Origin of the sequence: Candidatus Nitrohelix vancouverensis (assembly GCA_015698305.1) — a bacterium.
GTDB classification, from domain to species: Bacteria; Nitrospinota; Nitrospinia; order Nitrospinales; family VA-1; genus Nitrohelix; species Nitrohelix vancouverensis.
Map to the genome: position 1 here is coordinate 909,308 of CP048620.1, position 19,883 is coordinate 929,190.

Annotated in this window: 17 protein-coding genes and 1 pseudogene; 9 read left to right on the forward strand and 9 right to left on the reverse strand. The window is 50.5% G+C overall.

All coding sequences use genetic code 11. The features are described 5' to 3' along the window. The first annotated feature begins 258 nt into the window (after positions 1–258). From G3M78_04460 to msrA, 3 genes are all read left to right on the forward strand, one after another. Positions 259–3,570: a PAS domain S-box protein gene (locus G3M78_04460; GenBank protein ID QPJ64681.1), complete on the forward strand. Its 3,312-nt coding sequence runs from the start codon at positions 259–261 to the stop codon at positions 3,568–3,570. A 158-nt stretch (positions 3,571–3,728) separates the two neighbouring features. Next, positions 3,729–4,235: a heme-binding protein gene (locus G3M78_04465; protein QPJ64682.1), complete on the forward strand. Its 507-nt coding sequence runs from the start codon at positions 3,729–3,731 to the stop codon at positions 4,233–4,235. A 50-nt stretch (positions 4,236–4,285) separates the two neighbouring features. Then, complete coding sequence (gene msrA / locus G3M78_04470; GenBank protein QPJ64683.1) at positions 4,286–4,753, forward strand: peptide-methionine (S)-S-oxide reductase MsrA; 468 nt, start codon at positions 4,286–4,288, stop codon at positions 4,751–4,753. Positions 4,754–4,798: 45 nt separating this feature from the next. Here msrA and G3M78_04475 read toward each other — a convergent pair whose 3' ends face one another. Continuing rightward, entirely contained in the window at positions 4,799–7,249 is a 2,451-nt protein-coding gene (locus tag G3M78_04475) for a response regulator (GenBank protein QPJ64684.1), read from the reverse strand. A 224-nt stretch (positions 7,250–7,473) separates the two neighbouring features. Here G3M78_04475 and G3M78_04480 point away from each other — a divergent pair, with 224 nt between their 5' ends. Further along, positions 7,474–8,442: a DUF523 and DUF1722 domain-containing protein gene (locus tag G3M78_04480; GenBank protein QPJ64685.1), complete on the forward strand. Its 969-nt coding sequence runs from the start codon at positions 7,474–7,476 to the stop codon at positions 8,440–8,442. A 20-nt stretch (positions 8,443–8,462) separates the two neighbouring features. Here the strand turns inward: G3M78_04480 and G3M78_04485 are convergent, their stop codons facing one another. The 8 genes from G3M78_04485 to G3M78_04520 all read right to left on the reverse strand — a co-directional run bounded on the left by G3M78_04485 (position 8,463) and on the right by G3M78_04520 (position 14,274). Then, positions 8,463–8,942, reverse strand: coding sequence for a hypothetical protein (locus G3M78_04485; GenBank protein ID QPJ64686.1), 480 nt, complete (start codon positions 8,940–8,942; stop codon positions 8,463–8,465). Positions 8,943–8,948: 6 nt separating this feature from the next. Beyond that, on the reverse strand, positions 8,949–9,497 hold the full coding sequence (locus G3M78_04490; protein QPJ64687.1) for a lipocalin family protein: 549 nt from the start codon (positions 9,495–9,497) through the stop codon (positions 8,949–8,951). A gap of 62 nt (positions 9,498–9,559) precedes the next feature. After that, positions 9,560–9,988, reverse strand: coding sequence for a DUF4149 domain-containing protein (locus G3M78_04495; protein ID QPJ64688.1), 429 nt, complete (start codon positions 9,986–9,988; stop codon positions 9,560–9,562). A 99-nt stretch (positions 9,989–10,087) separates the two neighbouring features. Further along, positions 10,088–10,597: a hypothetical protein gene (locus G3M78_04500; protein ID QPJ64689.1), complete on the reverse strand. Its 510-nt coding sequence runs from the start codon at positions 10,595–10,597 to the stop codon at positions 10,088–10,090. Positions 10,598–10,614: 17 nt separating this feature from the next. Then, positions 10,615–11,979, reverse strand: a complete 1,365-nt coding sequence (locus G3M78_04505; GenBank protein ID QPJ64690.1) for a TIGR01777 family protein — start codon at positions 11,977–11,979, stop codon at positions 10,615–10,617. Between the two features lie 16 nt (positions 11,980–11,995). Further along, complete coding sequence (locus G3M78_04510; GenBank protein QPJ64691.1) at positions 11,996–12,931, reverse strand: MerR family transcriptional regulator; 936 nt, start codon at positions 12,929–12,931, stop codon at positions 11,996–11,998. Between the two features lie 28 nt (positions 12,932–12,959). After that, positions 12,960–13,295 (reverse strand): hypothetical protein, encoded by a 336-nt coding sequence (locus tag G3M78_04515; protein ID QPJ64692.1) that lies wholly within the window; start codon positions 13,293–13,295, stop codon positions 12,960–12,962. A 283-nt stretch (positions 13,296–13,578) separates the two neighbouring features. Beyond that, positions 13,579–14,274: a hypothetical protein gene (locus tag G3M78_04520; GenBank protein QPJ64693.1), complete on the reverse strand. Its 696-nt coding sequence runs from the start codon at positions 14,272–14,274 to the stop codon at positions 13,579–13,581. 356 nt (positions 14,275–14,630) lie between these two features. Between G3M78_04520 and G3M78_04525 the strand changes: the two are divergent. From G3M78_04525 to G3M78_04545, 5 genes and pseudogenes are all read left to right on the forward strand, one after another. Then, a pseudogene (locus tag G3M78_04525) lies at positions 14,631–15,216 on the forward strand (LexA family transcriptional regulator). A 2-nt stretch (positions 15,217–15,218) separates the two neighbouring features. Further along, complete coding sequence (gene umuD, locus G3M78_04530; GenBank protein ID QPJ64694.1) at positions 15,219–15,683, forward strand: translesion error-prone DNA polymerase V autoproteolytic subunit; 465 nt, start codon at positions 15,219–15,221, stop codon at positions 15,681–15,683. After that, positions 15,674–16,966, forward strand: a complete 1,293-nt coding sequence (locus tag G3M78_04535; protein QPJ64695.1) for a Y-family DNA polymerase — start codon at positions 15,674–15,676, stop codon at positions 16,964–16,966. The genes umuD and G3M78_04535 overlap by 10 nt, the downstream gene beginning before the upstream one ends. A 283-nt stretch (positions 16,967–17,249) precedes the next feature. Further along, complete coding sequence (locus G3M78_04540) at positions 17,250–19,271, forward strand: TonB-dependent receptor (protein ID QPJ64696.1); 2,022 nt, start codon at positions 17,250–17,252, stop codon at positions 19,269–19,271. Positions 19,272–19,343: 72 nt separating this feature from the next. Next, positions 19,344–19,883, forward strand: coding sequence for a YfiR family protein (locus G3M78_04545; protein QPJ64697.1), 540 nt, complete (start codon positions 19,344–19,346; stop codon positions 19,881–19,883).

Consider the following 19,883-nt stretch of genomic DNA (forward strand, 5'->3'; position numbering starts at 1 on the left):
TTCGATATAAGCGCAGATTGTTTATTTGCAGGTTTTGCAGTGTGCCTTTTAGCTGGTGAATAATCAATCTTTTCCTGAGCACAGGGAAAAGCGCGGGGCAATTTGATGCAGGTCTGTCAGGTTCTCTGGAGCGGAACAGAGGCCATTGGACTCCCCGATGGAGAATCAGGTGATTATCAAAATAGATCGATTTCTATTATAATTTTAGCTAACATAAACAGTATAAATGTTTCTAAAATCGAATGAAAGACTTTGGCTATGAACGACAAGGGATCGGCCCCATTCCTGCACCTGCCAGAATTACGGGCGAGGCGCTGGGATCGACTTTTGATCAAAACTCTCGAGGCTTCGTATAACGAGGTCTATGTTTTCGATGCATCGACCTTTCAGTTCACTCTGGTCAGTCAGGGAGCCTGTCGAAATTTAGGCTATAGCCAGCAAGAATTGTGCGAACTCTCTCCTCTGGATCTGAAACCGAATTTCACTCTTCAGAACTTCAAGGACTTGTTGGAGCCCTTGTCCGATGCGAAAACGCCGTTTGTAAGCTTTCAGACCATCCATCAACGCGAAGACGGAACGACCTACCCGGTGGAGGTGCGGGTTCAGTTGGTGAAAGAGCATAGCCCTCCCGTTTACATTGCCATTATTCAGGATTTAACTGAAAAGTTTTCGTTGACGGGCGCCGTGCGGGATGTGCAGGACAGATACAGGGATCTGTATGAAAATGCTCCTGACCTGTTCGCGACGGTGGATACAAAAACGGCGACAATCCTCACATGCAATCGCACCTTTGCAAATGGTCTGGGTTACTCAAAAGATGAAATCCTCGGGCGGGACATTTTTTCTTTTTATCATGAAAATTGCAGGAAAGAGGCGCGCTCGATTTTTGACAGTTATGTCAGGGGCGGGGTCATTCAGAATGTTGAACTGCAGTTTCAGAAAAAAAACGGGGCGATTATAGACGTGATCCTCAACGCTTCTACAGCGTACGACGACAATGGAAAAATGTTGTACAGTCGCGCGGTGTGGAGGGACGTCACGGATTTGAAAGTGGTTGAACAGCGGCTGAAATATAAAACCGATTTATTACAAACCGTTCAAAACATTCAGTCGCAATTCATTTCAGAGGACAATCCGAAGTTCATCTTCAGTGAAATTTTATCTCAGATTCAAAGATTGTCAGAGAGCGAATTTGGCTTTTTGGGAGTCATCAACCGCAACCCTGCAAATCAGCAACCCTATCTAAAAGTATTGTCATACACCCATGTTCTTTATCTGGGAGAAAATGGCCCAAACGAAAATCAACTCGATCCGGAGTCTGATGAGTTCATGGAGTTTCATAATCTTGACACCTTGTTTGGGCGGGTGATTGTCACGCAAAGCCCGGTGGTGTCCAACGATCCTAAAAATGATCCGAGAAGCGGCGGACTTCCTTTGGGACACATTCCCCTGGAAGCGTTTCTGGGAATTCCCATTTTCCATAGCGGCGAGATGGTGGGCATGGTGGCCCTTGCAAACAGGATCGGTGGTTATGACAAGTCGATTGCCGATAATTTACAGCCCGTTCTCGGCGCCTGTGGAGGGATCATTCAAAGATACAATGCGGAAATAGCTTTGCAAGCCAGCAATGAGCGCAGACGCTGTCTCGTCGATGCGATCGCATCCATCGTGTGGTCGGCGAATGAGAAGATGGAACTGACCGCGTCGCAGAAATCCTGGGAGGAATACACCGGGCAAAATTGGCCCGAGCCGCAGGGCCGCGGCTGGTTGGAGATGTTTCATAGCGAAAGCAGAAAACGAATCATTAAGGTTATGGAAATTGCTTTGCAAAAACGACAGGCGTTTGAATTTGAAGCTCCACTCTGGAACAAGGATAAGGCTGAATATCGATTTGCTTACTTCCGCGCTATTCCCCGACTCAGTGGAAACGAAAAGATTCGGGAGTGGGTGGGCGTCATTAATGACGTGCATGACAAGGTCCATGCGGATAAAGAGTTGGCGCGCTATCGCGAGGATTTGGAAGAGCAGGTGCATTTAAGGACGCGGCAAATCGAGGCAACCCAAAAAGAATTGCAGACGAGCCAGCGAACTTTATTTTCTTTTATCAATAATCTGAAGGGAATGGTGTATCGCCTTGACTCAGAGGGGATCGTCCTTTTTGTCAGCGATGGCTGTTTTGAATTGACGGGTTATAACGCCGCTGATTTTGAGAAAAAATCTTTCCGCTCGTTTCGTAATCTGATCCCGCTGGAAGATCGACATCGAGTGGATCAGGAAATTGATTTTGCTTTGAAACATCATAAGCCATTCATCATCGATTACCGGATTCTCACTTCGGAAGGAAACCAGAAGTGGGCGCTGGAACAGGGCTGGGGCGTGTATGACAAGGAGGGCAGGCTGGAAGCTGTGGAGGGTTTTGTGACGGACTGCACGGCGGAAAGAACCGCGCAGGAAAGTTTGCGAGTCAGCGAAAAGTTGTTCCAAACCCTGGCGGACAATGCGCCCGCCGGTATCTGGAGAACGGATCGCAAGGGCGATTATATTTATATCAACAGTTTTTATGCCCGTAATTTTGGCCTCTCTCTTGGCGAGATGAAGCAGGGCGGCTGGGTTCGACGACTGGCCCCGGAAGAGCGCGATGCGGTTCATGCCAAATGGTTGCGCGCCGTAAAATATGGATTGCCGTTCAGGGAAGAGTACCGTCTTTTGGATAAGGGGGGAAGGGCTTTTTGGGTTTATGCGCAGGCGACGCCTGAAAAGAACGCCTTGGGCGTTACCACGGGTTATGTGGGAACCGTCACCGATATCACCGAGTTGAAACTGGCTGAGCAGACCATCAAAATGGTCAACGCGAAATTGTTGCATAATGAAAAACTATCGGCGTTGGGCAAGTTGACGGGTTCGATCGCGCATGAATTCAATAATCCTATTTACGGCGTTCTCAACTTGCTCGAACAAACGCTTGAAAGCGACCAGTTGAGAAACGAGCCGAAGGAGTTTTTGGAGATCGCCATTAAGGAATGCAACCGGATGGCGGAGTTGATACGTAAATTGCAGAATTTTTACAAACCATCGGCTGAGGAGAAAAGGCTCACTCAAGTCAACCAGATCATTGACGATATCCTTGTGCTGACCAAGCAACAACTGGCGGAGAGAAATATCCGGTTGGAAAAGAACCTGCTCCCATCGCTTCCGGCGATTTATGTGGTTCAGGATCAGATCGAGCAGGTCATCCTCAACATGCTTCAAAATGCAATGGATGCCATTTCTGAGAATGCGGCAGGAGGCGTGATCCAGATTTCAACCGACTTTGACGATGCGTTTTTGGATGTGAAAATCGGCGACAATGGTTCGGGTATTGCTCCTGAAAAAATGAATATGATTTTTGATCCTTTTTTCAGCACCAAATCAGCGGTGAAGGGTACCGGTTTAGGGCTTTCAATCAGCCACGGGATCATTAAGGATCATGGCGGTGAAATTTTGTGCGAGAGTTTTCCCGGGTCTGGAACGGAATTTACAATTCGAATTCCTTTATATGAATACGGCGCCAAACAGGGCGAAAGCAATTGACTGTGAAGCGAAGGGGATAGGATGGGGTCTGTAACGGTTCGTATTTGAAATGAGAGTGTCTTTGTCCGCGCCGATTGTTTTATAATTCAGTTAGAGTGAAACTAGTATTGTTACAGCCTCATTGGCTAATCTATTTGCTAGAGGAGTGTTGAATGTTTATGCCCTGTTTTAAGAAAATCAAAACAAGCGTGGTGGTGTTGTCATTGATGTTTGTGTTATCTCCGGCGCACTCTGTATCTGCGGGTTTGCTGGATGCGAAAGCGCTGCCTCTGGAGATGGCGCAAAAGGCGGCCAATTCAGCGCTCAAGCAGTGTGAGACGGACGGCTACAAAGTCAGCGTGGCGGTGGTCGATTCTGGAGGAAACCTGAAAGTGGTTGTCAAGGCGGATGGCGCAGGCCCGCACACAACGGACAGCAGTATCAGAAAAGCCTATACCGCGAACAGCTTGAAGCGGTCGACTCAGGAACTGGCGGAAATGATCGCCAAGGTTCCCGCGCTTCACTCTCTTGGCAAGATGAACGATAACATTCTGATGCTTGGCGGCGGTCTGCCGGTCATCGTCGAGAAGCATTTGGTAGGCGGTATTGGCGTGGGCGGCGCGCCGGGAGCGCACCTGGACGAAGCCTGCGCAAAAAAAGGCCTGGAAAGTATTGGCGCCGAATGAGTGGCGCCGATCTTGACCCAATGTTGACCATTCAATAAAAGGACTGATCTATGGAGAAAGCGACTTTTGGCGCTGGGTGTTTTTGGGGAATTGAGGAGGTGTTTCGGAGCACGCCGGGAGTGCGATCAACGGCGGTGGGTTATTGTGGCGGGCATATGCCTGAGCCGACTTATGAAATGGTTTGCACGGGCGGAACGGGTCACGCCGAAGTGGTACAGCTTGAATTCGATCCCGATCAAGTATCTTACGAACAATTGCTCGACGTATTCTGGGCCAATCATGATCCCACAACCTTGAACCGGCAGGGGCCGGATGTTGGGACGCAGTACCGCTCGGCTATTTACTACCATAGCGATGAGCAGGAAGCATTGGCAAGTCAGTCAAAAGCGAAGCAGGATGAATCGGGACGTTTTCGTAATCCTATTGTGACGGAAATTGAAACGGCGCCTGCTTTTTATCGCGCTGAAGAATACCATCAGCAGTATCTGGCGAAGCGCGGTCTGGGCAAGTGTCATTAGCAAGCCTGGCGACGTTTACGCCAATCAGCCGCCGATCAGCCTGAGCTAGTTTTTCGGGTCGTGATTCTCTATGGCAATCTTCTGCAGCGCTTCAACAATTGCGTCCATATCGTAGCTCTTGACCATCTGTTTGATGCAATCAACTAAGGGCGCGGGGATGCTTGAATCCGCATGGAGTATTTCCAACAGTTTTTCAAGCTCGGTTATATTGGAAAATTCCGCGGCTAACTTCAAGCCTGCGTGCAATTCTTTCGGCAAAGAGTATTGGGAGAAGTCGAAATCGTGCGGGGAAGTCGCTTGTACCAGAACGCTTGAGTCTTCGTAGATGTATTCAATTTGGAGTAATTCCTTGATGCAATGAAACACTTCTTCTTCCACAAAGGGTTTGGAAATATATTCATCGAATCCCATCTGTAGAAAATGTTCCCGCCGGGTGTCCATTGCGGACGCGGTGATGGCTATGATCTTGATCGCGTCCTTTCCAAACTCCTCTTGAATCAGGCGGGTCGCCTCTTCGCCTCGCATGACGGGCATGCGCATGTCCATGAAGATAATGTCCGGGCGTTGTAGTCGCACTTTTTCGAGAGCAACCTGCCCATTCTCCGCTTGCGTGACCTCGACTCCGATTCCTGTAAGCAGGCTGGTCAGGACTTCGCGATTTTCCTTGATGTCGTCAACTACCAGCGCATGCACGTGGTAACTGGGATCGATATGCAAGATCGAACGTGTGTTGACAGCGCTGGTTTTTATTTTTTTGGCGGATGGCGGTAGAGTGATCGTGAAATAAAAATGCGCGCCTTCATTGATGTCGGATTCCAATTGAAGGTCGGCGCCCATAAGCTCAAGTTGTTTTTTAGAGATTGCCAGTCCCAGGCCGGTGCCTCCTTTTGTGCTTCCTTCCATATCCTGCTGGAACGCTTCAAATATTTTTGCCTGGGCCGACTTGGGGATTCCGGGGCCGGTGTCCCGGATGTCAAAACGATACTGATCATTGGACAAGGTGGTGATAGAAAATGAGACTTCCCCCGAATCGGTGAACTTCACTGCGTTGCCCAATAGATTGGTGAGCGCCTGACGCAACTTGTTCTCATCGCCCAGCACGGAAATGGAATGAGGCATCGGTTTGATTTCCCAGCGCAGTCGTTTTTGCTGACATCGCAATTCGAAAAGGCTCGCCAGATGGTCCACCAGTTTTTTCAGATCGAAAGGCGCCAGGCTGAGTTCCATTTTTCCGGCTTCGATTTTGGAAATATCCAGAATTTCATTGATCAGTTTCAGCAGATTGTGGCCGCTGGTGTTGATGGTCTTGATGGCGTCGTGGGTTTCTGTTTCCAGATTCTTTTTGCGCAATAGAATCTGGGAGTAGCCCAGAACCGCATTCATCGGGGTTCTGATTTCATGACTCATATTGGCGAGAAATAATGATTTGGCCCGACTGGCGTCTTCCGCTTGTTCTTTCGCCACTTTAAGTTCCTGAGTGCGTTCTTCGACCTGATCTTTGATGCGCGATGTTGTTGAAGCGTTTACCTGGAAAAGAACAGAGATGAACAGAAAAATGCTGAACACGCCAATCCCGCCGCCCAGGGCATAATCGTTTCTATAGCCGCCCGCAAAATCGGATGTCCCCTGCCAGACGACATGCCATTCGCGTCCAAAAAAATCAACCTTGGCGACGACCTGTAACGGTGAACTTTCATTCAAGCGACCGAACAATCGGTTTTTTTCTTCGTAAACGTTATTTTGATAGATTGCAAAACTGGACTCAGGCTCCAGGATTGGGACCATGATGGTTTGCATGAGGTCTTCGGTACGATAGAGACCCAGAATAAACCCCTTCAGATGGCGTTCGCGATCAACGACGCTTATGGGCGAAGAGTTCTTTCCATAAAATGGGGCAAAAATGATGACGGCTGGAATATTGCTGGCGTCCTGAACCAGATTGATTTTTTCCGTGGCTAGGGTTTTTCCCGTATCGCGCGCTTTAGTCAAGGTTTTATATCGATTCGGATTGCTTGCGAGGTCGTAGCCAAATGCTTTTTCATTGCCGCGCATGGGTTCTGTGTAAAGGGCCGGGAAGTATTCAGGGCGTTGCCCGGCGCGTATTAATTTGCCTTCAGATTGTTCGGTGATGCCAATGCTTTCGGGATTGCGTTCCTTGAGCAGAGTTTCAAAGCTTGCCCGATCTTTCGCCGGAACGCGGGGCGCCCATTCAAGCGCCTGAACGAATCTATAGTGTTGCAGGATGGGGGTGACGAAAATACTGAATTCATTTTCGTCTACATGGGTTGAGGCTTCGAACATGGAGCGAACGCCGAGCAGAATCTGCGTGTTGATGTCCAGCCGCCCACGCAAAAAGGTCATTTCTTTTTGCACATAGACGGCAAATTTTTCGGACCATAAACTTTTTTGATGCGCGTGTATCAGAAAATAAATAAGGATCGAGAGAGCCAGTCCTAAAAACAAGAGCCATTTGGTTTGTTTGTTTAGTTGATTCATTTATTATGAAACCACATAGCTTGCAGGCAAAATGTTTTCCAGACACCAAATCAAGCTTTGCTGTTGAACTGGCAGCTTGACTGGGTGGTAAATGTAAAGAAATTTTTCTTTATTATATCGGTTCTTCTTCAATAAAGCTATATATTCCACTTATCAATGGCTTAGCTCCGTTGAGGCGGGACTTATACTGTGGTATCCAGAAAATCCATGAGGAGGAGCGCGTCATGAATCGTCAGGATCAGTTTCCCAAAATCAAAATTGGCGTTAGCAGTTGCCTTGTGGGCGAGAAGGTTCGCTGGAACGGGGATCATAAACAGGATCGCTTTGTGCGCGAGATGTTGGGCGCTTATTTTGAGTATGTGCCGGTTTGCCCGGAAGTCGAGGTGGGAATGGGGGTTCCGCGCGAGACGGTGGCCCTGTATGGCGAACTGGACTCTCCGAAAATGATCAGCAAAAAAAGCCGCAAGGATTGGACGAAGCCGATGCGGAGCTATCTTAAAGATCGCATCAACGGGCTTTCAGACGATGCGCTTTGCGGCTATATATTTAAAAGTAAATCGCCTTCCTGCGGTCTGGGTCGGGTGCCTGTCTATACGGAAATGGGAAGCGCCAAGGTGAGGCACGGTCCGGGCATGTTCGCCGATGCGTTTATGAAGGCCTTTCCTCTGATCCCGGTTGAGGATGAGGGGCGCTTGAACGATGCGCGTCTGCGCGAAAATTTTATCGTTCGGGTTTTTTGCTATCAACGCCTTCAAAGTTTGATGCGTGAAGGTCTGGCGCTCAAATCGCTCGTGCGCTTTCACACGCAACACAAGTTTCTTCTCCTTTCCTACAGCCGAAAACACTACGACGCCTTGGGTCAACTGGTGGGCAATCCCAAATCGGTCCCGCGTCGTGAATTATTCTCCCGTTACGGAGAACTGTTCATGGAAACCCTGCAACTCAAATCCACGCCTAAAAAAAATACCGACGTGCTGTTGCATATGATGGGTTTCTTTAAAACGATCCTCAGCAAGGAGGAGAAGGAGGATATTTTGAATGTCATCCACGATTATCGAAATGAGCTTCTGCCGCTGATCGTGCCGGTCACCCTGATTCGACATCAGGTCAGCAAACACAATATTGAATACTTAAAGGATCAGGTTTACTTGAATCCTCACCCGAAAGAACTGATGTTGCGCAACCATGTCTAGTTCGCGGCGCCGCAAGCGATTCATGAAGCCTGCTGGAGTTTCAGCGCCCATACCGGAGTTTGCCTGCGAGTCCATTTCAGGAGGCGGCTTTTTTCTCCCACATAATAATTTCTGTAAGCGGCGCTCGCATCGGCCTGCCGGTATTGCTCCGGCATGGCCTGGGCGAAGGCAGTCAGCCCACAGTCGGCGATGGCGGGGCTGGGAAGCGACTGGATCATGTCGAAGGATTTGTGATTAACGGTTTTCCTGAAACGGTAACGGTATTCTTTATTCAAGGCGGCGGCGAGTTTGCGCAACCAGTTCCAGTTGGACAATGAGCGCCGCGTCCAGATCGCGCAGGGGTGGTTGGCGTGCGTTAGTTTATACCCGCAGTCCAGACCGCTCAATCGAACCGCGCCGCTCAGCAGTTGCGCGGATTCAAGAATCATTTTCACCACATGCCGGTCGCAATGATAGCGCGCGCACCGGCTCGGGTCCGTATCCAGAATGAAGATGTTCATTTCCCCTTATTCCTGCGCCAGTAAACGACTCATGTCGAAATTCTTTTGGGTCAGCGCTTCTTTTATCTCGTTCAGCGTGGCGGCGTCCATTTGCGGCGAACGACTCAATATCCAGAGGTATTGTCGGTTCGGCTCGCTCACGACGGCGTATTGATAGTCAGAATCCAGATGAACGATCCAGTAGTTTCCCCAGAACGGCCACAAAAACTGGACTTTCAGTTTTGCGTTGCCACTCGAGTCTGTGCTGGCGACCGTGCCTACGATTTGTTTCAATGCTCCCTCCGGGCTGTCCATTCGACATTGATTGACCACCTGAATCATTCCATCGGGCATCTTTTGATAGAAAGCCGTTGACTGGAAACATCCTTTCTCTAAAGCATGTGGGTAGCGGGCGATCTCATACCACTTGCCAAGGTAGCGATCTATATCCACATGGGGAACGACCTGAAGCGGCGGTGTGTCGTTTTTCGGGACGTTGGCGCAAGCGCTCAGGAGTAGTAAAAAACCAACTGCAATAGGATAGATAGTGAAACTGCGCCATTTAATGATCTTCATGATTGTATCCTTTGAAAAAGGCATGAAGCCTTGGTGAAAAGTCAAAACGAAACCGATCCATTTCAGATCTGTGCGACGACACGAAACAGGATGAAACCAACGGCGCCCATCTGTATTAGATTAATTCCTACGCTCAGACGATGCAAACTGTTGAATGCTTTTTTGGCCTGAGTGTTTCCCTTGAGTTGTTCATCGCGATAATGATTGATTCTTGGCGTCAACCATAGCCAGGCCCAGAGAAAAAGCATGACTATTGTTAAGAGATAAATCGCTTCTGGAAAATTCCACAAAACGAGAGCCGCCGCAAGGGTCATCCCTGCCATAGCCGCGCTATATACGGGGAAAGCCTGCCGAATGAAGGGGCCGGAAATGTCCGGCGGCAATTTAGTGAAAACCAGCGGGGTCATGATTGCGGCGAAGAAAAACATGCCGCCTGTGACTAAAGCCAGCAGAAACATGCCCGTCATATCCAGAAAATGAATGCTGTTCATGATCGTCTCCTCTTTCTAGGTGATGAGAGTTTCGGAGAGCCCGGGTTCCCAGTTTTAGAAAACCACTGGAAAGCCCCCAGGCCATTCCCCAGGCTCTCCTTATGCGCGAGGCTGGAACGATTCGATTTGATCCTTCATCATTTCAGCGACTTTGTGCAGATCAAACGGCCAGGCATAGTCGATATGCGCGGCTGGGTATTTTTCTTTCAATTTGCGGATCTCTTCGGGAATTTCTTTTTCCGCATGAGAGCCTCCCGGCGTGACCATGGTGGTCAACAACACAATATTCATGACGCCGGACGCGATGAGCGCATCCACCGCCTGCGCGATGGTCGGTTGGCAGAATTCGTTGTAGGCGGTTTTCAGCTCAACGTTTGCGAGTTGCGCGCGGAGTTGTTCCGCCAACGCCTCGAGCCCGAACTGATAGGGATCGTTTTCCGGCGTTCGCGGCCAGGACCTCAAGGTGTTTTCAAGGTCCATTTCCGTTTGCGACGGCGCCTGGTCTGCGGGCCTTTTCTTGTGCAGATCCATCCATTTTTTGAGCAGTTCGCGGGGAAAATCCTTCGGTACGCCGCCGTGACCGATCAATACAACGCCCTGTTGTTCCATCAGGTTCTCCTTTCATTTCACCCGTCGAGTAATCGCGCGAGCGTGTGTCGGCGATAATTGAAGACAGTTTCCAGATTCCTTCGAATCCATCCTTTCGCCGCCCAGTCGATCGCAAAACTCAGCGGGATTTTGTAGTGCACGCGGTCGCGTATCAGGGTGCCGTTGTTTTTTTCCGTGAACTCATGCGTGTGGCGCCAGTATTGATAAGGACCTTTCATTTGCAGGTCGGAAAATTTCTCATCCGGTTTCCAGTAAACGATCTTGGATTGCCAGCGCATGGGAATGCCGTGAAAAGAAAATCGATAATTGATGCGTGTGCCTTCCTCAATCTCCCGAGTGGATTGATCGACGACTCTAAAGCGCATGTCTCCAGGCGTGATTTTCTCCAGATTTCGCGCGTCCCTGAAAAATTCAAAGACCTTGTGAATCGGTTGCGGCACCCATTGCTCGGTTTGAATCTCATGGAAGGATTGTTTGCAAATATCCTCCAGAGCGTCTTTCAGGTTTGCGAAATTGAAATTGAATCCGGTCTTTACGATCTTGTCCGCCGAGACGCGCTGGCTGGCGAGCAATAATCCAGAAAGCTCTCCGAGTAGCAAACGCAGGGCGAAAGCGGGAACGGGTAGAATCGTCGGACGCTTCAGCGTCTGCCCCAGCGTTTTGGTGAACTCCAGGTTTCGGACGGGATTGGGACTCACCGCGTTATAGATTCCATTCATGCCGGGTTGTTCGACGGCGTGGATCAGCAGATCGACCAGATCGTGAATATGTATCCAGCTCATCCATTGGCGCCCGTCGCCCAACCGGCCGGCAAGACCCAGACGGAACGCGGGTTCCATAGCGCCGAGGGCGCCGCCGTCATGGCCGAGGACCATGCCGAAACGCAGGGCGACGGTGCGAATGCCGGAGTCTTTGGTTTCGAAAATTTCATTTTCCCAGCGCTGGCAAACCCTGGAGAGGAAGCCCTCGCCTTCGCGGGCCGTTTCATCAAGCGATTCGTCGCCGCGATCTCCATAGAAACCAATGGCGGATGCGGAAACGAAAACCCGGGGTCTCTTGTTGCATTGCACCATGGCGTCGACCAGCCTGCGAACGGAACTGACCCTTGAGTTCATGATTTTTTGTTTGCGGGTGTCCGTCCATAGCCCGTTGGCGATGCCTTCGCCAGCCAGGTTGATGACGGCGTCGATCCCTTTCATGATACTGGGAGACAAGGCCTTGCCTTCGGGCTCCCATTCCCGTAGCTCGCATTCGACGGGAATATTGAAACGCGCCGCCTCCGGCTTTCGGGTCAAAACGACCATTTCGTGACCTTTATCGTTCAATCGCTTGACGAGTTCCTTGCCGATGAATCCTGTCGCTCCTGTCACCATGATTTTCATAAGGCTTCCCCTTTATTCAGGCAGTTTCCTGCTGTTCGACCAACCACTCGTAAAATCCCTTGAAGGTGTTGAAGCGCTTCATGCCTTTGGATGCAGGCGGCGCGCCTCTGCCGCCGAGCGCGATGGTTGTCTCGCTGTTCAGCCGACTTTTGATTTCTGCAAGTCGATCGACGGCTTTTCTGGCGTCCACGCAGTTCGAAATACTCAGACAGAGCAGTTGAGCGTCGCAGTCGTCCACGGTTTTGACGATGTCGTCCACCGGCGAATTGGGGCCGAGATAGACGATTCTATAATCCGCCAGGCCGGCGACGACGGCGCACATCAGCAGGCCAAGATTATGCGTCTCGTCCGGTAGCGTCGACAACACCGCGCAGGGTCCGTCTTTGCGGACGTTGAGCTGACGCCATTTGGAGCTGAGAAAATCGCTGAGATGCGAAGTCGCAAAATGCTCCTGGCCGACGCTCAATTCGCCGTTGACCCAGCCGTCGCCGATGCGTTCGACGAATGGGGCGGCGTAATCGAGTATGAAATGGAGAGGTCCTTCCTTGTTCCAGATTTTATAGAAACTGTGCGCCAGCGTTTCATCGTTGTAATGATGCACCGCGTCGATCCACTGTTCCACCACGAGTTCTCTGGATACCTGGCCAGTTTCTGGCTCTGCTTCTTCGGAGCCGGAGTGAAGGAATGTTTGAACTCCCAACAGCCCTTGCAACTCTTCCAGCGTGCCGGTCACCACTTTGCTGGCGCGGTATCCAGACTCCAGGGCCCTCGCAATGGCCCGTAGTCGGGGGACTTCTTCCTTGGGATACCTTCGGTGCCCGGAGGGAAGGCGCTCAGAATTCGGCGCTCCGTAACGTTTTTCCCAGACTCTCAGGGTGTGAACGCCTATTCCGGTCAATCGGGACAACTCGCCTATCGAAAGGTAATCTTCAAGTTTAATTGGATCGGTCATGGTCTTTTTTTGGTTGAGATTAATCAAATTAACAATGGATGCGAACGCGCGCGTCAGCGCTGTGGTTTTCTATCAGAGCGACATCGTTGAGATCAACGCTTCGGCCCAACTGCTTGGCAAAGGACAGAGCGGATATCAGATCGTAGCCCCGCTTGTCTTCGATCGTATCGCGAATGAGCGCATCCTTGCCCATGCGAATGCTCACTTTTGCGGCGCGTTCTCCCAGGTTGGCGATGACGGAATTCGATTCACAGGAAGTTCTCCAACCGGGTTCCAGAACGATCTGCTGGAAGGGGCTGATGTTGCGAGTCATGATCGGTTCTTCCGCATTGACTCCCGTAGCAAGACTCAGCGAGACCGTCATTCCAATAATTCCGGCGACGCTTGATTTTATAAGGTTCCTGTACATTATAGCGCTCCTTTCAACACCGGGCGGGGAAAGTGGATGCTTCGCTTTCCATCCAGTTTGTTTTTGAGAAGCCTCCCGAAGGGAGGGTTTTTGCATTGAGATCATTGACCGTGTTAGCGAGCATTTTATAAACGCCCCTGCTTTGAAAAGTCCCCGAAGGGAGGGTTGTTGCATTGAGATCATTGATAAGGTTTATGGACATTTGAAACTCCTCCGGTAAATAAACGGTTTCAGTGACTTACATCGACGAGTCGTTAGAAGTCGCCATGGCCACGCCGCCCATTTCTGCATGGTTCAAAACCTTGATGCCCGCCGTGGTCTTCTCGATCATGAACTGATGACCAGCGATCGTGGTCTGAAAGGTGTTTCCCGGTTTGATGTCGTATTCTTTCAACAAAGATTGCTCGAATTTGTTCAGACCGACATAGGCGTTCTGGTCATTCTGAACCATGCCGCGAACGATCTTGTTTTGCGTCGTCACGCCGAAAGTCCATTCGTAAGGCAGATTCGCATGGTCGTGACCGGTGTGCGATTTATGTTCCATCGAAGCCTTGGAGACCATGTTGATGCGTTTGATCGGCACCTGATCCGAATACGCCACCTGCTCCGCGCCGTTCACTTTAGAGATGCTCATGCCAGCGGAAGTTCTCTCTATCAGATAATTGTTTCCATCGATAAGGGTGTTGAACTTGTTGCCGACATTGATGTCGTAATGAGCCAGTTTTTTTTGCTCGAAATGAGACAAGCCGATCAGGTTATCGATGCTGGACGCGTTCAGCTTGCGTTCGATTTTTGCCTTGAAATCATCAGAGGCGGCCCATTTGTAGGAAACCGTTGAATGATCGTGGTCCGAATGAGCGAAAGCGGCGCTGGCGGTCAAAGAGATCGTGGTTGCGATTGCGAGGGCGTTGAGTACATTTTTTTTCGTTTTCATTGTGATTCTCCTGAGAAAGTTTTTGTGAGTGGTAAATCAAAATCATCAAGCTATATGCTAAATATAGACACTATGTTAGTTTTTGTCAAGGAAATATGATAAAAAATCTAATAAAATGTATAAATAAATTGTTGAGTGTTGAAATATAAGGGCTTATTATCTAATAAAAAATGCATATTTTGACTAGCTTGTGTCCATTCCGGCCCGCTGGATGGATTTTTCCTGTCCAAATCTATGAAAATTTCTAGATATAAGGTGAGATTTTTGCTTTGCGGGGGTGTCGAGAGGAATCCTGCTTGACTGGAGAACGATTGTTCTCTAATATTGGAGAACAATCGTTCTCTCAATATAAGATTATGGCCACTAAAGACTCTGAATATTTATCCAGGCTTCAGGACTATTACGCGCAGAACCATAGCCTGCCCTCCTACGCGCGCTTGTGCGAGGCGCTTGGGCTTGCCGCCAAGTCTGGCTGTCAGCAAGTTGTTGTTGCGTCTGGAGGCGCGCGGGTACTTGTCGCAGACGCCTGACAAGCGATGGGTTCCCGAGGAGCGTTTCTTTGAGCGCAGTTTGTCCGACGCCCCGGTGGCGGCGGGACATCCTGTGACGGTATCCGACGCGATTTCCAGACCCTTTCTGATCGACCGCTTTCTGGTCGACAAACCTTCAGAAACGATGCTGATCCCGGTTCGAGGCGATTCGATGATCGACGCGGGCATTCATGACGGCGATCGGATTGTCGTGGAAATGCGTACAGACGCTCGTTCCGGAGATATCGTGGTTGCCATGGTGGATGGCGAGTTCACGGTCAAGACGCTGGATATCAAACGCGGGAAGCCGGTTTTGTTGCCGGCCAATAAAGACTATCCCGCGATTCGCCCGAAGGGAAATCTTGAGTTGGTCGGCGTGGTCGTTGGTTTGATCCGTAAGTATGGGAGGTGATGATGAGCGCCGACCTTGAGTTGAAAAACAGCGATGGGCGCCCGGCTCTGGTAGCGGTCGAGCCGGAATTGTCGGCGGGATCGTGGCCGGTGTTTGCGTCTAACGTATCAGCGGGGTTTCCATCGCCTGCGGATGATTATATAGAGAGCCGCATTGATCTCAACGAGCACCTCATTCAGCACAAGGAGGCGACGTTTTTTTTAAGAGTTCAGGGCGACTCGATGACGGGTATGGGGATTTTGAACGACGATCTTCTGGTGGTGGATCGTTCCCTGCCGGTGGAAACGGGAAATATCGTGATTGCGGCGATCGACGGCGAGTTTACGGTCAAGCAACTGCTGATTCGCCAAGGAACCCGTATTCTGAAAGCGGCTCATCCTGCGTACCGGGACATTGTTATCGACCCCGAAGGCGATCTGGAGATATGGGGGGTTGTCCGCTGGGCGATTCACAAGCTATGGCCGTGAAGGATCGTTGCATTGCGTTGGTGGATTGTAATAATTTCTACGCTTCCTGCGAGCGGGTGTTCGATCCCGCCTTGAACGGCGTTCCCCTGGTCGTTCTGTCGAATAATGATGGATGCGTCATCGCCCGGTCTCAAGAAGTGAAGGACATGGGGATCAAGATGGGCGAACCGTGGTTCAAGGTCGAGGCGCTGGCAAAGCGTCGCGGAATCGTCGCCTTGTCGAGCAATTACACGCTGTACGCCGATATGTCGAACCGGGTGATGAGTCTCCTTTCCAGATTCAGTCCGCATCAGGAGGTGTATTCCATTGACGAATGTTTTCTGGATCTTGCCGGGTTTCAACGCTGGGGTTTGACCCATTACGGACAAGGCATTCGATCCACCGTCCGGCAATGCGTTGGCCTGCCGGTTTGCGTCGGCATTGGGTCTTCCAAGACATTGGCGAAGCTCGCCAATCATCTGGCTAAAAAACGATCTTCTTTTGACGGCGTTTGCGATCTGGCCGGTCTCTCTTCGAACGATGTGGAGGCCTTGTGTTCTGAAACCCAGGTGGGCGAAGTCTGGGGCGTGGGTCGAAAGACTGAAAAGAGACTGAACGCGATGGGCATTCGGAGCGTTCTCGACCTCAGGCGCGCGTCGCCCAAAGTCCTGCGCAGGCAATTCTCGGTTGTGATGGAGCGGATCATCCGGGAGTTGAACGGTGAATCCTGCATTCCCCTGGAAGAAGTCGCTCCTCCTAAAGAGCAGTTGATGTGCTCCCGTTCTTTCGGCGCTCCCATTGTTTCCCTCGGCGAGCTGGCAGAAGCCGTTGCGACTTATACGATACGCGCCGCCGAGAAACTGCGTCGTCAGGGATCAATCGCGGCTCTGCTTTATGTTTTCATTCACACCAATCCATTCAGGGCAGGCGACCCGCAATACAGTAACGGACGTTTCATGCCCTTACCGGAAGCGACGGACGACACGCGAGCTTTGCTGGGAGCCGCGTTGACCGGCTTGCGGGATATTTACAGGCCGGGTTTCGCCTACAAGAAGGCCGGCGTGTTGCTCAGCGAGCTATCGCCTGCGGCGGGGCGACAGCAAGGGCTGTTCAAGGAGGAGGAATCAGAGCGTTCCTCGCGTCCCTTGATGCAGGCCATTGACGCGATCAATCATTTAATGGGATCGGGAACCATCAAATTCTCCGGAGAAGGATTGAAAAAGGCCTGGGCGCCAAAAGCCGAGAAAAAAACGCATCATTACACAACCCGCATTACAGAAATCCCCATCGCGCGCGCTGTTTGAACTCCAGGCAGGGCGTCGCTTCCGGTAGTACTCCATTCTTTAACCGATCATCTTCTGAAGATTATCCTGGTCAGTAATTTGCCCGTTAGGGCGCTCTGCTAGGGCCTCAATCGAAAATAAGCGACGAAATTCGAAAGGTTTGCACGATTGTGACTTGACTGTGATGAGCCTGTTATTCACCTGTGGGATATTAGGTAGATCGCTATAACCAGACGAAGCCTGAATTTGATAGGATATCGGAGTTCATTTCATTCATAACGATATCGACAGGCGAGAAAATTTCATGGGTTCAATTGATAAAAATAAAAAATGGATCGGTCTTGCAACTTTGTTTTTCTTCCTGGGGCAAGGCGTTTCGTTGAGCGCGGAAACGTTTAAGGACCCCGCCGGGTTGTTGAATCTGGACCTGGAAGACCTGGGAGAGATTGTGATCTCCACTGTCTCCAAGAAAGAGGAGTCGCTGTTCAACTCGGCGAGCGCCGTGTATGTGATTTCCAGCGAGGACATACGACGATCCGGCGTGACGACGATTCCCGAAGCTCTGCGCATGGCGCCGGGGGTCGAGGTGGCCCGACTGGACGGGAACAAATGGGCGATTTCAGTTCGCGGATTCAGCGAGCTGTTCTCAACCAAATTACTAATCATGATCGATGGCAGGAGCGTCTACACACCCTTGTTCGCCGGAGTTTACTGGGATATGCAGGACACGCTTCTGGAAGATGTGGAACGCATCGAGGTGGTTCGCGGACCGGGCGGAACCTTGTGGGGCGCTAACGCGGTCAACGGCGTGGTGAATATTATCACCAAACAAGCTGAAGACACGCAAGGGGTTTTGGCGACAGCTTCGATGGGCAATGTGCAGACGAGCGAGGGCGCGGTTCGCTATGGCGACAAACTGGGGGAGAATGCCTACTACCGCACTTACATGAAATACGCTCAGCATGGCGAGTTCAATGATTCGCTGGATAAGATCGGCGGCGACGGCTGGAACAACACTCAAGGGGGCTTTCGTGTTGACTGGAATCCCAGCGAGAATAATCGCTTCACGTTTTTGGGCAACGGCTATTCGGGAAAATCAGGGCAGAGGCGTCAATCCATCACTCAGGCCGGTTCTCCATTTTTCACGACTTCCGACGAAGACATTTTGATTCATGGCGGTAATCTTCAAGCAGAGTGGAAGCGGACCTTATCCCCAACATCGGATATTCAAAGCAAAATTTATTTCGACCAGACCAATCGTCAGGATCGGGTTTTAGGACAGACCATCAACACGGTGGATTTCGAGTTTCAGCATGGGTTCCAGGCCAATGAAAATCACGAATTGATTTGGGGTTTTGGACAGCGCGTGATTTGGGATGATATGGACGATACCTTCACAATCTCTTTCAAACCTGAAGAGAGGGTAGACAGCATCACGAATGTTTTTGTACAGGACAAGATCCCTTTTCTGGATAACAAGGTTCATCTCACGCTGGGTTCAAAACTTGAATGGAACACGATGACGGAATTTGAAGTTCAACCGAGCGTCCGTCTTTCCTGGCTTCCCCATGATTCGCATTTCTTCTGGGGCGCGGTGTCCCGAGCGGTTCGAACTCCTTCCCGAGTGGAAGACAGTTCCCGCCTGAATTTTACGGGATTTTTTAACGGAGCGAATAATGTCAACGCCCTGATTGGCGATGGAACCATGGATTCGGAGAAGTTGATCGCGTTCGAAACGGGCTACCGTTTTCGACCCGACAATACATTTTTGCTCGATGTCACGGCCTTCTTCAATCAATACGACGAGTTGAGGACGAGCGAATCGAAGGCTTCTTTTACCGAGACGATACCGGGACCCGTGCACACGGTGAACCCGAGAATGTATGGCAATAATATGGAAGGCGAAGCCTACGGCGTAGAAATGACCGCTCAATGGAAAGCGCTCGAATGGTGGGAACTGAATGCCGGATTCACCTGGTTCCAACTGCACCTGCATTTGGACCCTTCCAGTAGCGACACTACGGCGGAACTGGCGGAAGGCAACAGCCCTGAGTATCGTTTTCATCTGCGTTCGAATATGGATCTGACGCGGCAGGTTGAGTTCGATACGGCAATGTACTTTGTCGATGAACTGAGCAATCAAAAAGTCGACAGTTATGTCCGGTTCGATGCGCGTCTGGGCTGGAAGCCTACGGACACTGTGGAAATCAGTTTATCGGGACAGAATTTATTTGATCCGGATCATCCCGAGTTCGGTCAACAAAATGGGATTTTCAGCACGGAAGTTCCAAGAACCCTGCTGGGGAAACTAACGCTTCGTTACTAGCGTTCTAAAAGTTTTATGAATTCATTCAAACACATTTCAAGGCAAGTCATTACCCAATCATGGCAAGGCAGGGTGCGAGCGGAATTTCGCCTTGCCCTGCTGGCGGGCTTGCTTGTGATGTTTGGTGATTTGAGTCCGCTAAGCGCCAAGGAAGACCTGACTCTGGAGTCTCGCATCAAGGCGGCCTACATACTGAAGTTCATTCCCTTTATGGAATGGAACGCCGACACGCCTCTTCCTGTTGACGGCGTCACAATTGGAGTGATTGGGAGTACGGGCATTTTCTCCGCGCTCGAAGAATTCAAAAACGCCAACGCTAAAGTAAAAATCAATCTGGTCTCACTCTCAAGCGAGGACGATTTAACGAGGGTTCATATTTTATTCGTCGATAAAGCGTTAGCCAATCACTTGCCGAAACTCGTTGCAAAATTGAAAGATCGCCCGGTATTGACGATCGGAGAATCCGATAATTTTGTCTCGAAAGGCGGCATCATCATGTTTGTCAAGGAAGCGGGCAAGGTAAAGTTTGAAATCAATGTGAATGCGGCTAAACGCGCAGGGCTGAAAATAAGCGCGCGCGTTTTGAAGGCGGCGCGCCGCGTGCATAATTAA

Bases quoted from the DNA above. Each gene is read 5' to 3' on its own strand.
- G3M78_04460 (QPJ64681.1), top strand. From the start codon at position 259: ATGAACGACAAGGGATCGGCCCCATTCCTGCACCTGCCAGAATTACGG.
- G3M78_04465 (QPJ64682.1), top strand. From the start codon at position 3,729: ATGCCCTGTTTTAAGAAAATCAAAACAAGCGTGGTGGTGTTGTCATTG.
- msrA (QPJ64683.1), top strand. From the start codon at position 4,286: ATGGAGAAAGCGACTTTTGGCGCTGGGTGTTTTTGGGGAATTGAGGAG.
- G3M78_04475 (QPJ64684.1), bottom strand. From the start codon at position 7,249: ATGAATCAACTAAACAAACAAACCAAATGGCTCTTGTTTTTAGGACTG.
- G3M78_04480 (QPJ64685.1), top strand. From the start codon at position 7,474: ATGAATCGTCAGGATCAGTTTCCCAAAATCAAAATTGGCGTTAGCAGT.
- G3M78_04485 (QPJ64686.1), bottom strand. From the start codon at position 8,942: ATGAACATCTTCATTCTGGATACGGACCCGAGCCGGTGCGCGCGCTAT.
- G3M78_04490 (QPJ64687.1), bottom strand. From the start codon at position 9,497: ATGAAGATCATTAAATGGCGCAGTTTCACTATCTATCCTATTGCAGTT.
- G3M78_04495 (QPJ64688.1), bottom strand. From the start codon at position 9,988: ATGAACAGCATTCATTTTCTGGATATGACGGGCATGTTTCTGCTGGCT.
- G3M78_04500 (QPJ64689.1), bottom strand. From the start codon at position 10,597: ATGGAACAACAGGGCGTTGTATTGATCGGTCACGGCGGCGTACCGAAG.
- G3M78_04505 (QPJ64690.1), bottom strand. From the start codon at position 11,979: ATGAAAATCATGGTGACAGGAGCGACAGGATTCATCGGCAAGGAACTC.
- G3M78_04510 (QPJ64691.1), bottom strand. From the start codon at position 12,931: ATGACCGATCCAATTAAACTTGAAGATTACCTTTCGATAGGCGAGTTG.
- G3M78_04515 (QPJ64692.1), bottom strand. From the start codon at position 13,295: ATGACGGTCTCGCTGAGTCTTGCTACGGGAGTCAATGCGGAAGAACCG.
- G3M78_04520 (QPJ64693.1), bottom strand. From the start codon at position 14,274: ATGAAAACGAAAAAAAATGTACTCAACGCCCTCGCAATCGCAACCACG.
- umuD (QPJ64694.1), top strand. From the start codon at position 15,219: ATGAGCGCCGACCTTGAGTTGAAAAACAGCGATGGGCGCCCGGCTCTG.
- G3M78_04535 (QPJ64695.1), top strand. From the start codon at position 15,674: ATGGCCGTGAAGGATCGTTGCATTGCGTTGGTGGATTGTAATAATTTC.
- G3M78_04540 (QPJ64696.1), top strand. From the start codon at position 17,250: ATGGGTTCAATTGATAAAAATAAAAAATGGATCGGTCTTGCAACTTTG.